Genomic DNA, 14,303 nt, shown 5'->3' with positions numbered 1-14,303 from the left:
CTACTTATTACAACTAATATTCAATTGAGCATAACTATGAATCAAAACAATACCGTTCTTGAAACGGGCGATTTTAAAGTCGCTGACATGTCTTTGGCTGACTGGGGCCGAAAAGAACTCACTATCGCCGAAAGCGAAATGCCAGCGCTGATGCGCATCCGTGAAAAATATCGTGCTGAGCAGCCCCTGGCTGGCGCCAAAATCCTTGGCTGTATCCACATGACAATTCAGACCGGTGTGCTGATTGAAACTTTAGTGGCATTAGGCGCCGAGGTGCGTTGGTCATCTTGCAATATATTCTCCACCCAGGACCATGCGGCTGCCGCAATTGTTGCCGCCGGTGTACCGGTATACGCCTGGAAAGGGGAAACCGAAGCCGAATACGAATGGTGTCTTGAGCAAACCATTTTGCAAGATGGTACCCCCTGGGATACCAATATGGTGCTGGACGACGGCGGTGATTTGACTGCCATGTTGCACGAAAAATATCCTCAGGTGCTGGACAAGGTTCACGGTATCACTGAAGAAACCACCACCGGTGTTCACCGTTTGTTAGAAATGTTAGAAGCAGGCACTCTGAAAGTCCCGGCCATCAATGTTAACGACTCAGTAACCAAGTCTAAAAACGACAACAAATACGGCTGCCGTCACAGCCTGAATGACGCCATTAAGCGCGCCACTGACCATCTGTTATCAGGTAAAAAAGCACTGGTCATTGGTTATGGCGACGTAGGTAAAGGTTCCGCGCTGTCTTTACGTCAGGAAGGCATGATTGTAAAAGTAGCAGAGATCGACCCCATCTGTGCCATGCAGGCCTGCATGGACGGTTTTGAGGTGGTATCTACCTATAATGCCGGTAAAAACACCGGAAAAGCTGAAGATATCAACAGCCAGTTATTACAAAACACAGACTTACTGGTAACCACCACAGGTAACGTTAATGTCTGTGACGCCAACACCTTAAGCGCCATCAAATCCGGTGCGGTAGTCTGTAACATCGGTCATTTTGACAACGAAATTGATACTGCGTACATGCGCGACAACTGGCGCTGGGAAGAGATTAAACCCCAGGTACACAAGGTTTATCGCAGCGATGATGACAACGATCATTTGTTGCTGTTATCCGAAGGTCGGCTGGTAAACCTGGGCAATGCCACAGGTCACCCTTCACGTATCATGGATGGCTCGTTTGCCAATCAGGTACTGGCGCAAATCCACCTGTTCCAACTGGGCTTTGCCAATATGGATGCAGACGCGAAACAAGCGGCCATGTCGGTAGAAGTATTGCCTAAACAACTGGATGAAGAAGTAGCCCGCTATATGGTAGAAGGCTTTGGCGGCGTCATCACTCAGCTTACCGAAACTCAGGCCAAATACATCGGCGTGACGGTTGAGGGTCCCTTCAAACCCGAAACCTACCGCTACTAACACATCAAGGGTCGGAATGGTTAGAAACTTTCAACCATTCTGACCCCTTGTTCTGCTTTACAGTTTCCCGGATGCTACGTAGACTTCATGGCTTAACATCGCAACTCTGAAATCGTTTTGGAAATTACCCTCACTACACCAGCTATGCTGTTCCCGGCTATATCTTTACTTCTGTTGGCCTACACTAACAGGTTTGTAACGCTTGCCACTTTAATCCGTAATTTCGATGAAAACAGTGACGATGAAAGTACCTTTCAACAAATAGACAACCTACGTAAACGCATCCAATACATAAAAAAAATGCAGGAAACCGGGGTATTTAGTTTTTTCCTTTGTGTTCTTTCAATGCTGGCTATTTATCTGCAATACAACACCGCCGGAGGCTGGATTTTCGCCCTGAGTCTGGTGTTCTTGTTGTATTCATTGTGGATGTCAGTGAAGGAAATTCACATCTCGGTGGAAGCGTTAGATGTCTTCTTAAAGAATTTTAAAAGCAGATGAACACCCAAATACACTACAAACAATATGAACCTGAAGACTTTGCTGGCGTTATTAAACTTGGCAACATTGTGCACGGTGACAATTACCTGGATGATGAAAAATGCCAGAAGTATTACAACACCAGCTTCAAAAATGGCATCAATGCCTCCTTTGTAGCCTATGATGGCGACGAATTAGTGGGTTTTCGATTAACCCAGGCAGCGAACAAGTGGGACATCAATGAATGGTGCTCCCCGCAACTTTGGCAACTTTCCGAGGATCAGGTTTGCTACTTTAAAAGCAACACAGTGAACGCCAACTATCGCGGACATGGCATTGGCTCCTCTTTGCTCATGCTGTCTATCGAACAGGCCAAATTACAAGGTGCGAAAGCAGGCCTGGCGCATATCTGGTTAGCCAGCCCGGGCAACAGCGCCTTTAAGTATTTTAAAAAATGCGGTGGTGAGTTAATTAAAGAGCATCCAAACCGCTGGGCCGGATGGTATGAAAGCCATGGCTACATTTGTCCGGTTTGTGGCCCGGATTGTGATTGTACCGCCGCTGAAATGATGATTCGTTTTTAAGACCCGTTCCTTTATGTATGACCCATTCATTGATGATGCTACGGCATCATCGCAGCCATTGCCTGAATCCTACTGGGCTTCGACTATTACAGAAACCACCCAGTTTTCGCAATTAACTGAACAGCGCAACTGTGACATTGCCATTATTGGTTCAGGTTTTACCGGCATGTCCTGCGCTCACTATCTGCAACAGCAACAAGGCGTGAATGCTGTGGTATTAGAAGCCAATCAGCCTGGCTGGGGTTGCAGCGGCCGCAATGCCGGATTCGTATTACCTGGTAGCGGACGTCTGGATTTTGGCAGCTTATGTAAGCAATATGGCGAACAGCCGGCCCGAACCACCATCAACGAGTATTACCAGGCACTGGAAACGCTGGAAGATCTGGTGCAATACGCTGACGCTAAATGCGACATCAGTACCGGTGGTTATTTAAAGATAGGCCATTCGCAACAGGCCTTCGAAAATCTGTGCCGTGGCACAGAACGCTTACCTGAGCAGTTTGCTGAGCAATATGAGATTATCAGCGCCGAACAGGTAAAAACCGATTTTATTCCTGGTTACGCCAGTTTCGGCGGGGTCTATCGCAAAGCGGGTCAGTCACTGAATCCGTTGAAATTATCTCTGGCACTGGCGAATAAACTGGCATCGGATTCAGTGCCAATCTATGGTAATTCACCAGTTTTGAATATTGTAAAAACCGCTCAAGGCTACCAGGTAAACACGCCTCAGGGCACACTGACCTGCGAAAAAGTAGTACTGGCCAGTAACGCCTACAGCCTGAAAAACCTGTTGCCCGGTCTGTCAGAAAAGCAATTCCCGGTGCTGTCCAGTGTCCTGGTGACTTCTGTGCTGCCGCAATCAATTGCAGACAAGTGGCAAGCCAATTTAATGGCCATGGATACCCGCTCCCTGAAATACTATTTCCGACTGCTTCCTGATAACCGGCTGTTATTTGGCGGACGAGGCGCAATCACCGGGGCAGAAGCCAACACAAAACAAAGTCAGCTAAAACTAAAAGCAGCGTTTGACCGTTATTTTCCGGCCCTGAAGCAATTGTCCACCGACTGGTTCTGGAGTGGTTGGGTGAGTGTTTCAGCAGATGATATTCCGCACGTTTTACAGAGCGAGCAATATCCCGGGATTTATTATGCAACCGGCTATTGTGGTTCAGGTCTGGCCTATTCCTGTCAGGCGGGTAAACGGCTGGCTGACTATATCCTGACCCCGGAAAAAGTGCCGCAAAGTCCGGTGTATCAAAAGCCACTACCGGCTTTTCCTTTTAGCGCCTTTCGTCGCACAGGATTGCAGTTGTTTTACGCCTGGCATCGCCTGGTCGAACAAATCACCATGAAATAAAAAAGGCGCTATTTACAGCGCCTTGTTAATTTTTTACTAACTAAAATCTTAAGCTATTGTAACGCGAGCAAATTTGCGTTTGCCTACCTGATAAACCGCGCTACCGGCAGCTGTAATAGTTAATTTATTGTCTTCCACCTTATCACCGTCGATTTTAACCGCACCTTGTTTGATCATGCGCATCGCCTCTGAAGTAGAAGCCACTAAACCTGCGTCCTTTAACAAATTGGCAATCGCATAGCCTTCAGCCGGCAAAGTCAGTTCAACTTCAGCGATATCGTCAGGAATCGCATTTTTCTGGAATCGGGTAATAAAATCCTGATGCGCTGCTTCAGCGGCGGCATCGTCATGGAAGCGCGCGATCAGTTCTTTGGCCAGCAAAATTTTAAGATCTCGCGGGTTTTTCCCGGTTTCAACACTGGCTTTGAGTTCAGCAATTTCTTCCAGCGGGCGGAAACTCAATAAATCGTAATAGCGCCACATCAAATCATCAGATACCGACATGACTTTGCCAAACATTTCATTCGGTGTATCCGTGATGCCAATGTAATTGTTCAGCGATTTAGACATTTTCTGCACGCCGTCCAGACCTTCCAGTAACGGCATCATCAGGACACACTGCGGCGACTGACCTTCTTCTTTTTGTAACTCACGGCCCATCAACAGATTAAAACGCTGATCAGTGCCGCCCAGCTCCACATCAGATTCCAGGGCGACTGAATCCCAGCCCTGTGCCAATGGGTACAAAAACTCGTGAATAGCAATTGACTGATTATTGGCAAAACGTTTTTTAAAGTCATCGCGCTCCAGCATTCTGGCAACCGTCTGACGGGCAGCCAGTTTGATCATACCTGCCGCACCCAATGCTTCCATCCACTCGGAATTGAAACGGATCGTAGTTTTTTCCGGATCCAGGATTTTAAACACCTGCGCTTTGTAGGTTTCCGCATTGGCCAGCACATCTTCTTTGGTCAGCGGCTTTCGGGTTGCGTTTTTACCTGTGGGATCACCAATCATGCCGGTAAAATCACCAATCAGGAAAATCACTTCATGTCCTAACTGCTGAAACGCCCGCAGTTTATTGATCAACACAGTGTGACCTAAGTGCAGATCAGGAGCAGTCGGATCGAACCCCGCTTTTATCTTAAGGGGTTTTCCGGTTTTTAATTTCTCAATTAACTCTTCTTCAACGAGGATTTCTTCTGAACCGCGTTTTATTTCAGCAAAAGCGCTTTGCCAGTCCGACATCTACAGACTCCAATTCGAATAGATTATTTACAAATTTGCCGGATTTTACCGGGCGCAACACCGGATTAAAAGGGCAATACCGCTAGAAAAATAGGCACAATCGGGGTATTCTGCGGATATTAACGTTTTTGGCAAGCATAAACCGCTGAATTAGCGGAACTAAATCAATCCAAAGACGACAAAATAATAATAAAAAATAAAACAGGTCCTTCACGACTCAAAGTCGTGATATTTGTGCGCAAAACCCGCAAGGGTAAAAAAACAATAAGAATGATGAAACAAATCCATGTTGCCCGGCAGCATTTCGACAGGCTGCCTAAAAAACACAAACTGTTGCTGTCAGCACTTGTGCTGTTTACGTTATGCATGATGATGCTGCCCGGTGAAGCTGACAGCAAAAATGACAGCAACGAGCTGCAATTTTCTCCCGGTGAAAGGGTCAGTGTGGCGTTACCTGCGAGCTTAGACAACAGCAACGATACCACCTCTTTTATCGTCACCGAAGACATGCTTCAAAAGCCCTCTGCGGCAAACCCAGGCAAACCGATACAAACAACAGAGGTGGTAAAAGAGCCGACATCGGGTCAAAAAGCCTTATCACTGCCCCTGCAGGAAAACACTGAATCCATGCCCGTGGAACCGGACATGGAGCCGGAATCTCAATTAGCGACACTCAACGCCGAGCTGCCAGAAGGATTAGCCGGATTTACCCGCGATAAAGCCACGGAGCTGATGCCGGGCCTGCGCTATGCCTTGCCGATCGATGATGATTTTCTGGCCATAAATAGTGCGTTCGCTGAAGAGGAACAGGAATGGCAGACCTTCACCGTAAGAAGCGGTGATAATCTGGCAAAAATATTCTCCCGTGCCGGATTAAGTGCCAAAGAGGTACACCATGTCAGTCGGGCCGGCAGTGCAGCCAAACGATTGTTAAAAATCATGCCCGGAGAAAATCTGGAAATACTGAAAACTCAGGACGGCCACTTTAAAGAGTTGCAATACAGCTACTCTCCCACCAAAGCCGTGCGGGTGTTTAAAGAGCACAACAATTACGGATCTGAAGTGCAGGAAAAAGAGCTTTATACCCGCCTGAATTACGCCAGTGGTGAGATTAATTCAAACTTCTGGAATGCCGGGGTTGAAGCAGGGCTGTCAGACAATTTAATCATGAGTCTGGCCACAGTTTTTGGTTGGGATATCGACTTTGCTTTGGACATCCGCGAAGGCGACAGCTTCAATGTAATCTTTGAAGAAAATTATATCGAAGGTGAATTTGTTGGTTATGGTGATATCGTCGCCGCCGAGTTCTCTAATCAGGGCGAAGAATTTGCCGCAATTCGCTACAAAGATGGCAATTACTACACCCCGGAAGGGCGCAGTATGCGTAAGAGCTTTTTGAGGGCGCCGGTGAATTTCAAATATATCAGCTCTAACTTTAATCCGCGTCGCTTTCACCCGGTGCAAAAACGTTATAAAGCGCATAACGGCATCGATTACGCGGCGAAAACCGGCACTCCGGTCGTAGCGGCAGGCGATGGAAAAGTGATCGAGTCCTCCTATAACCGTTTTAATGGTCATTATGTCTTTATTCAGCACGGCGATACCTACACCACCAAGTATATTCACTTCAGCAAACGCGCTGTGAAAAAAGGCCAGTGGGTTAAACAAGGCCAGGTAATCGGCTATGTTGGTGCTACGGGTTTAGCGGCCGGACCACATTTGCACTATGAATTCCTGGTAAACGGGGTGCACAAAAACCCCCGTACCGTGAAGCTACCCAAGGCCTTACCAATCAAAAAGAGCGAACAGGCGGCATTTCTGGAACTAGCCAAAGACTACAAAGCGAAACTGGATAACAACCGCCGCATCATGCTTGCCATGAATTAATCCGTTCACGGCTTCATTTTTTTCAGATTGTGGTACGCTTTTAAGAGCGTATCCCTTTTCCTATTGGAGAATCTCATGACTCATAAATATATTGGGCTGATTTCTGGCACCAGTATGGATGGTATTGATGCCGTCATCGTGGACTACGCCAATAACCAGTGTAAAACACTGGACTTTGCCACCTATCCCTACCCGGAAGATTTATTAGATGAATTAAAGACCCTGTGTCAGCCCGGTGATAACGAGGTAAATCGCCTGGCAATGGCAGATCGCCAGGTGGCCGCCTGTTTTGCCAGTGCCTGCCAGGATTTGCTGACGCGCAACAACCTCACCGCCAGTGATATCAAGCTGATTGGCAGTCATGGCCAGACAATACGACATCACCCCGATGGCGAATTTGGTTACAGTGTGCAAATTGGTGATGGCAACTCCATTGCGGTGAAAACCGGTATCGATGTTGTGGCTGATTTCAGACGCAAAGATATTGCATTGGGTGGTCAGGGAGCGCCTTTGGTACCGGCTTTTCACCAGGCGGTATTTAGCAGCCCGGAGGAACATCGCGTGGTACTCAACATCGGTGGCATTGCTAACATCAGTTATCTGCCCAAAGGTTGTGACCCGGAACAGGTACTGGGGTTTGACACCGGTCCGGGCAATCGATTGATGGATGCCTGGTGTCATGAGCACACCGGCAAGGAATATGATGAAAATGGCGCCTGGGCGGCTTCAGGTCAGTGCCATTTGCCACTATTACATGCGCTGAAAAATCAGGATTACTTCAAGCAACCGGCCCCTAAAAGTACCGGACGCGAATTATTTAATCTGGAATGGTTGGAGCAAAGTCTGACAGTTCAGCCAGAGGAAATTCCAGCCGAAGATGTTCAAGCCACTTTATTGGAGTTAACCGCACTCAGTATCGCCAATGACATCAAAGCCCTTCAAGCGGTTGATAGTGTCTATGTCTGTGGCGGCGGTGCCCAGAATGCTCATCTGATGGCCCGTATAGCGGCACAATTGGATGGTATCAAGGTGACCACCACTCATGAACTAGGTATTCACCCGGACGCGGTGGAAGCACTGGCCTTTGCCTGGCTGGCCTGGGCATTTGAAAACAATGTACAAGGCAATGTCCCCAAAGTCACCGGAGCGAGCCGTGGTGCAGTGTTAGGCACATTGTTTAAGCACCAGTAATGGCCCGACTAAATACAGGGAAAGCAATCAGCTTCCCTGTTAATCTTTCCACTTTGCTGAATACACTGCCTATCAATATTATAATCTCAGCCACTTATTCATTTTTTCTTTAGCTTGAGAATGAGATAATACTCGCTGGTTTTTAATCGCTTGTTCTCCACGAGCGATTCCCTCAAGAATAGACATGCGCTTTTGCATCATTTCATAATCTTCAACATCAACAAGATAGGCAGAAGGTTGGCCATGCTCAGTAATCAAAACTGGCTCTTTCGAAGCATGGAGATCAGCCAATAACTTGGATGCTTGTCTTTTTAGCGAGGTTACCGGTTCGACCTTCATAGTCAGATTCCCAATTCAGCAAAGTGTCACTATAACATCGCTTAGCTTTGTGATTTCAGCTAAAAACAGTCAGTATCAATTCACTGCCAAACAACAAAAAGCCGCAATTGCGGCTTTTTTATGAAATTAATTCCACTTCAATCAGGATACGGTTAAGTATCCATTGGGATTATGCAACTACGCTATTCGCAGCGTCTTCAAAGCGTCCGCTCAGCAGTTGTGTCAGTGGTGCAGTGCTTGAATAGTGCTGCTGACAGAACTTGCTGGCTACCTGCATGTATAGCTCATCTACCGCTTCTGGAGTCATAAACTTATCACTGAATCCAGGCGATACCGGGTCGATGTGCAGGCGTACCACGTTTATAAAGTGGGCAATCAGCTCCTTGATGTTCTCAGTTCCTGTAGCAATACGCATAGTCGTCAGGTAGATGCCCGCGTCTTTTTGTTCTGCTTCGCCCATTTCCGAGTGAGACGTTAAGGCTGGGCACAAAATGATGGTATTGTTCTGGCCGATGCTGACCTGGTGACTGAATGCAGGCTCCAATGCATCAAAGAAACGCACAAAGGTATCACGCTCAAGACCGGATTTTTCCATGTCCAGAGTGAACAAGGCACAAGGCCAGCCATGACGCATTTGTTTGTTTTTGATGGCGGCATTGTGGTTGCCTTCAATACTGTGGCAATGCACTCTGATTTCCGGGTGAGAATGGAAGAACTGGCTCAACACCTGAGCATTAATGCTCTTCGCCAGAATTCGCTGCTCCAGGGTTTTCATACCGGTTAAGACATCAAAAGCTTTCTCTGAATCCAGGAAGGCACCTTTAATGTAGTACACGTCCCAGAACATAGTACGCGACCAGTCGTAGTCATTAACACACTGTCCTTTGGCCTGGAACATGCGCCAGGTTTCAGCAATCACCACACCCGCTGTTGTAGCACCGCTACCGCAGATGTCTTTGGTGTAACTGTGCACCACATAATCCGGACGCTCGCGTTTGTCGGAACGTTGCAGAGGCTGATGTAAAACCGGCGTTGCCAGGGTGGAATCCAGCATCACCACATGGTTGTCCTGATGAGCAATTTTACAGATACCGGCAACATCCAATACATAACCATGGGGGTTACAGGGAGATTCAATGTAAACGTGCAGATCGTGAGTTTCCAGACGCGCCTGATGCTTGGCTTTCACGTCCTTCATGAAGCTTTCAAAAGTATCTGCGTCATAGCCATCAAACCATTCGATCTGGATGTCCATGCGGTTCTTTCTGGCAAAATAGTCGTGCAGCAACTGGTAAACACCGCCGTACACATTGCGCGATACAATTAGCACATCACCGTGACCCAGTACGTTAGACAACATGGCATCAATCGCCGCCATACCGGAGTTGAAGTTCCACGCCAGATAATCACCTGCATAGGGGCCAGCTTCCATTTCTACGATGGCGTTCGCCAGAGAAATATTAGTGGGGTTTAACAAACGCGAATAAATCTGGTGAGTGGCCTCTTTACCCTGGAAGGCGTCGTCAACCCATTCAGTACAGGCGTATACATAAGTGGCCGTGCGCACTACTACCGGTGTCGCAGAAAATAAGGCGGTAGTGTTATCAAACAAGGGATAGTGAGTTTTTGCCACTTGCGAGCCGGTTTGTTGCTGCAAACTCTGGAAGGTGGCCCGGAATGGGTTTTGTAAGGTATCCAGAACCTTGGCAATTTGGAAGCTCAAAAACTTCTTAGCATTGAAGTAAGCAATTTTGTCTTTGCGATCTAAAGTGGCCAATGTTTTAGAAGTTACCTGCCACAGATTGGAAATATCAATCTGCGCCTGATACAAGTGCGCGGCCGCTTCAAACAGACACTTGCCATATTCAGTTTTAGGGTCGATACCAAAGTGCGCTAACTGCTCTTCAGCTAACTGGTTGACTGTTGTAGCGACGCTGGTATTTCGTTTAGGGGAGAGGATCTTTGCTGTTTCGACCTGTTCGGACATGTTCATACTTCTCAGATTTTTTGTGATTGTTATTTTGGACGACGTTTTAACGCCCGCGCTCACTTTTTTCCAGAAAAGCACCACAAATAAATCCGCCCGAACAGGCAAGATATGTTTACTTTTTATTTACAGCTGTCAGTTAATCCCTTGATTTAATTGATATAAGGTATAACAAAAATGTTAAATATTTACTGTCCCAGTAAAAACAACAAAGGAATGTGTAAACGCGCTTGCCAAAATCGCTCTTCGTGACCATCACCTACAAAGGTATTGGTGATCCAATTTTGATAATCATAGCCCTTTTCCCGCATCACTTTATCCGCCAGTGCCTGATATGGTGGATAGTATTGATCCAGTGTTTCCGTGCCCAAATCAAAATAGATTTTATGGCTGTCGGGATCTGGCAGATTTTCCCGCATGTAAGCTGCAAACGCCTCAGGAATGGGGCTGTCAGCCTCAGGATTACCGCCAGGCCAATGTGTCGAAAGACAAGCAGCCCCACCAAAAATATCGGGATATTCACTGATGGCATACAGGGAAATAAGGCCTCCCATACTGGAACCCATCACAAAGGTATTATCTTTGTCGGTGTGAACCGAATAGTGCTTATCTACATAAGGCTTTAATTCCTGAGTCAGGAATTTGAGATAATCATCAGAGCGAATTTCCCCCTGAAACAATGGCTGGTTGTAGCTTGTGGCGCTGACCAGGCGCTGCTGCCACTGAGGTGTCAGGCTCTCGAAGACCTTTTGCGGAAAATACTCGTTGCGACGCGCAAACTTACCATTGTGATTGCCATTAAAGGCCGCCACCACAATAAAATCTTTCACCCGCCCCTGTGCCATCAGTTCAGTACCGACATCATCAACATCCCAGGCCTGTTTATTCCAGGTACTATCGGCATCAAACAGGTTTTGTGCATCGTGCATGTACAACACTGCGTATTTTTTAGTTGTACTGTAGCCTTCCGGCAACCAGATAAAGACGTTTTTTTGTGGAAACAATTCAGAGCCAAACGGCTCCAGCCTTTTTAAGGTACCGCTGCTCACTTCAACAGCCTGACACAGGGTGCTCACCATCAAAAACCAAAGTGTTAAAAGAATTCTGCTGCTCATTAATTTGCCTCCGATAAGCGTCACTGTAGCGCTGATAACTGTAGTTTTACCGAATCCATGATTTTGGCGTCATGGTGCTCGCCACCGCCAAATTGCCACTCGCCTCCCTCAGGGGTCAATTCCCTGTAGGCACCTTCACCTGAGATATCCCAGGTGGTCAGGTAGATGAACACATCTTGCCAATCGCTGACCCCAAACTGTTCGCCGCGATAGAAAAAGCTAATTTCACCTCTATCTTTATCCACACTAACCTGGGGTGCAATGCCTACCTTCTGGCCCATTTCATTCGCCGATGCATGAGTTGAACGATACATGTAATTACCCCAACCATAGGCCACATGCGCCAAATCCCAGCTGCGATTTTCCGGCATAGTGGCGTTAAGCAGCGGCAGAGTGTGGGCGCCCTCTTGCTCAGGAAAATCAAAGAACAGGGTAAAACTGGTATTGTCAAAGCCATTGGACGGGAGCCAGTAATCACTTATCTGGTTCATTTTCAGGGTGAGTTTTAAATTAGCGCCAGCCGTTTGCGCATCCACTTGCAATATGTCCATCTGCTGCTCGCTGGCCTTTTGTTGAGGTCGTAAATAGTGTCCGGATTCACCCCGGTCATCGCCTTTGGCATCAGCCACAATGACCTGAACTTGCGGTTCAGACACGCTTGCAGCAAATCGCTGGGTGTCCGACACAAAGTTGTGGTCAGGAGCATACAGCTGTAATTCGTATTGCGTTTTACCCAGGTTTCGCACCGGGATCACTGCCTGCCACCGCCCCTGGCGATCCGTTTTAATCCGCTGCGCAGTATCGAGGTTGCCGTTTAATATCGGTTTAATGGTCGCGTCAGCCTCGCTAAAAGTGCCTGACACCAGGATATCTTGTTCAAACACTTTGCCATCAATCGAGCTATCTAAATGTATAGAAACCTGAGGCGCCTTGTTTTCCGAAGCTTGTGGCGGTTTATCAGAGGACAAATACACCGCCACAGCTCTGGCGGGCAACTCCATCGACAGGTTCCCTTCTGCGGCAATTTCAGGCGTTGTCAGCGCAACGTTTTGGTACAAGCTATGCAATTGCGTACCGGCTTGCAGCCCGGTTTCTACGCCATATAACAACACAGCATGGTCGGCGCTGTTAAGTACTATGATAGCCGTCTGCCCCTGATATTGACGCTTGTATACCAGAACGCCGGGGCCGGATTGATTGGACGCCAACAAGGTCAAGTCACCACGGCTGAATATCGGATGGGCCTTGCGTATTGCCGCTAACGCTTTGATATAGCGGAATAGCTCAGAGTCTCGATTGAACTGGTCTTGCTCGCTGAGGAAGCCTCCGGCAAACATGGCTTGTCTTGATTCCTGGTGGCCCTGCTCGGTGCCCTGATAAATCACAGGTATTCCGGGAATAGTTAACAACAACGCCAGTGCTTGTTTTAATGCTGCTTCACTGGCACCCGCTAAAAAGCGCTTGGTATCGTGATTATCAATAAAGTTAGGGATTACATAGGGATCGGGATACATCTCCATAAATGCCTGCAACCGAAAAGCCAGTTGCGCTGTTGGCTTGCCTTCCCCTAAAACACTGCCAATTTCAAAGTACAAAGGAAAGCCAATCACTGAGTTGAGTTCAGGTTTATCCTCACTACCTAAAAAACTAACAACCTTGCTCTCGCCTTCCGTGTCGAATGGTTTTGATGCTTCGAACACTTCCCCAAAGGTTAAAAAATGATTTTTACCCAGAGCCTCTGCCTGGGCATAAATGCCATCCTGATCGTGCAAAAATTGCTGCCAGAAACTGTGCTCCACATATTTAACGGTATCGATGCGAAAGGCATCTACGCCAACTTCAGTCATCCACCAGCGATAAGCATCTTTAAATGCCGCAATCACTGCCGGATTTTTGGTATTAATATCTGACAGATTGCCCAATTGATAGGTAAATTGCTGCTCCAGGCTCTGATAATTCGATGTTCCGGGAGTCCAGTTGTAAATACCGGCTTCGGCATGTTCCGGATTTAGACGATTCACCCTATTAAATGGTGCCATCTCAGGTGCGGCCTGAAAGCTCTGCTCCAACAGCACAAAGTTTTTTGCGGTATCTTCAGGATCGTATTCCCCCTGATAACCAAAAAAGATGCCGCTGTGATTGACGACAATATCCTGAATCAGGTACATGCCCTTTTGATGCAGCGCCGCTGAAAGCGCCTTGTAATCCTCCAGGGTGCCATAATGCTCATCCACTTTTTTAAAATCCCGAGCCCAGTAACCATGGTACCCGGAATATTCAGAGTCACTACTCCACCACTGATTAGCGACCGGCGGTGTTAGCCACACAGCCGTTGCGCCTAAGTCCTGTATGTAGTCCAGCTTTTGCGTAATACCCGGGATATCACCACCGTTATAATGGCTTTCCTTACTCGGATCGTACTCACCTCGCCCCATGTCGTTATTAGTGGGGTCACCATCGTTAAAACGGTCGGTCATTAAAAAGTAAATGATCTGATCCTGCCACTGCGGAGACGGTACATGCCGGAGTTCTCTATTAAGTGTCTGATTTTCTGATATAACCTTATTTTGCACGTCTTCACTGGCCTGCTGCGGCTTTTGAGCGGAACAGGCAGTAACCACACTTATCAGAAAGGGAGAAAACAGGAGAGCAACAAGGTATTTATGATTCACAAATAAACGCACTAT

The 14,303-nt window shown here is 47.4% G+C and carries 11 protein-coding genes; 6 read left to right on the top strand and 5 right to left on the bottom strand.

Annotated features, from left to right (window positions below):
• Nucleotides 1-36: 36 nt before the first annotated feature.
• From ahcY to LJ740_RS06625, 4 genes are all read left to right on the top strand, one after another.
• Nucleotides 37-1,428, top strand: a complete 1,392-nt coding sequence (ahcY, locus tag LJ740_RS06640; RefSeq protein WP_229528293.1) for an adenosylhomocysteinase — start codon at nucleotides 37-39, stop codon at nucleotides 1,426-1,428.
• A 117-nt stretch (nucleotides 1,429-1,545) separates the two neighbouring features.
• A complete protein-coding gene (locus LJ740_RS06635) occupies nucleotides 1,546-1,929 on the top strand; it encodes a DUF2721 domain-containing protein (protein ID WP_229528292.1) in 384 nt (127 codons plus the stop codon).
• The gene (locus LJ740_RS06630; RefSeq protein WP_229528291.1) at nucleotides 1,926-2,492 is read left to right on the top strand and encodes a GNAT family N-acetyltransferase; all 567 of its coding nucleotides are present in this window, start codon (nucleotides 1,926-1,928) and stop codon (nucleotides 2,490-2,492) included. The genes LJ740_RS06635 and LJ740_RS06630 overlap by 4 nt, the downstream gene beginning before the upstream one ends.
• Nucleotides 2,493-2,505: 13 nt before the next feature.
• Nucleotides 2,506-3,849, top strand: a complete 1,344-nt coding sequence (locus tag LJ740_RS06625) for an NAD(P)/FAD-dependent oxidoreductase (RefSeq protein WP_229528290.1) — start codon at nucleotides 2,506-2,508, stop codon at nucleotides 3,847-3,849.
• 48 nt (nucleotides 3,850-3,897) lie between these two features.
• Here LJ740_RS06625 and tyrS read toward each other — a convergent pair whose 3' ends face one another.
• On the bottom strand, nucleotides 3,898-5,097 hold the full coding sequence (gene tyrS / locus LJ740_RS06620) for a tyrosine--tRNA ligase (RefSeq protein WP_229528289.1): 1,200 nt from the start codon (nucleotides 5,095-5,097) through the stop codon (nucleotides 3,898-3,900).
• A 270-nt stretch (nucleotides 5,098-5,367) separates the two neighbouring features.
• On the opposite strand from tyrS, the gene LJ740_RS06615 reads away from it, so the two are divergent.
• Complete coding sequence (locus LJ740_RS06615) at nucleotides 5,368-6,984, top strand: peptidoglycan DD-metalloendopeptidase family protein (protein WP_229528288.1); 1,617 nt, start codon at nucleotides 5,368-5,370, stop codon at nucleotides 6,982-6,984.
• A gap of 75 nt (nucleotides 6,985-7,059) precedes the next feature.
• A complete protein-coding gene (locus LJ740_RS06610) occupies nucleotides 7,060-8,175 on the top strand; it encodes an anhydro-N-acetylmuramic acid kinase (RefSeq protein WP_229528287.1) in 1,116 nt (371 codons plus the stop codon).
• Nucleotides 8,176-8,253: 78 nt separating this feature from the next.
• Here the strand turns inward: LJ740_RS06610 and LJ740_RS06605 are convergent, their stop codons facing one another.
• The 4 genes from LJ740_RS06605 to LJ740_RS06590 form a co-directional block, all read right to left on the bottom strand.
• Nucleotides 8,254-8,514: a type II toxin-antitoxin system Phd/YefM family antitoxin gene (locus LJ740_RS06605; RefSeq protein ID WP_229528286.1), complete on the bottom strand. Its 261-nt coding sequence runs from the start codon at nucleotides 8,512-8,514 to the stop codon at nucleotides 8,254-8,256.
• Nucleotides 8,515-8,683: 169 nt separating this feature from the next.
• Nucleotides 8,684-10,507, bottom strand: a complete 1,824-nt coding sequence (locus LJ740_RS06600; RefSeq protein ID WP_229528285.1) for a trans-sulfuration enzyme family protein — start codon at nucleotides 10,505-10,507, stop codon at nucleotides 8,684-8,686.
• 182 nt (nucleotides 10,508-10,689) lie between these two features.
• Complete coding sequence (locus LJ740_RS06595) at nucleotides 10,690-11,616, bottom strand: alpha/beta hydrolase (RefSeq protein ID WP_229528284.1); 927 nt, start codon at nucleotides 11,614-11,616, stop codon at nucleotides 10,690-10,692.
• A 20-nt stretch (nucleotides 11,617-11,636) separates the two neighbouring features.
• A complete protein-coding gene (locus LJ740_RS06590) occupies nucleotides 11,637-14,288 on the bottom strand; it encodes an alpha-amylase family glycosyl hydrolase (protein ID WP_229528283.1) in 2,652 nt (883 codons plus the stop codon).
• Between the last annotated feature and the right edge of the window lie 15 nt (nucleotides 14,289-14,303).

The sequence above is a fragment of the Planctobacterium marinum genome (genome assembly GCF_020687805.1).
Taxonomy (GTDB): Bacteria; Pseudomonadota; Gammaproteobacteria; order Enterobacterales; family Alteromonadaceae; genus Planctobacterium; species Planctobacterium marinum.
This window is presented reverse-complemented; position numbering and strand designations above follow the sequence as displayed.